The following is a 254-nucleotide window of genomic DNA, read 5'->3' as shown; positions in this document are numbered from 1 at the left end:
GCATGGGCGGTCAGGCTTTGGCCGGCGGTGATGTCGGTATGGTTGCCGCTGACGAGGTGGATGTTTTCATTGGCAGTGTGCAGTTGGCTTTGTTGGGTTGCGGTGGCGATGCCGGCGGGGGCGGTTTGGATCAAACCGGCCTCTTTCAGGTCTTTGAGGGCGTCTTTCAGACGACCCCTTTGGGTTTCTTCATCGGTGTGGTGGTTGTTGGCGGTTTGGGCGGCTTTGTTCAGGCTTTTGGCGAGGGAGAGTGC

1 protein-coding gene is annotated in these 254 nt (G+C 59.1%); it reads right to left on the bottom strand.

Annotated elements, in window-relative coordinates; translation table 11 throughout:
• A partial coding sequence (locus HMPREF3277_RS12220; protein WP_141765231.1) for a DUF2345 domain-containing protein occupies positions 1 to 254 on the bottom strand: 254 nt, incomplete at both ends.

This window comes from Neisseria sp. HMSC70E02, assembly GCF_001838645.1.
Taxonomy (GTDB): domain Bacteria; phylum Pseudomonadota; class Gammaproteobacteria; order Burkholderiales; family Neisseriaceae; genus Neisseria; species Neisseria macacae.
Note: the sequence above shows the minus strand (reverse complement) of the source record. Positions and strands in the feature narration are given on the sequence as shown.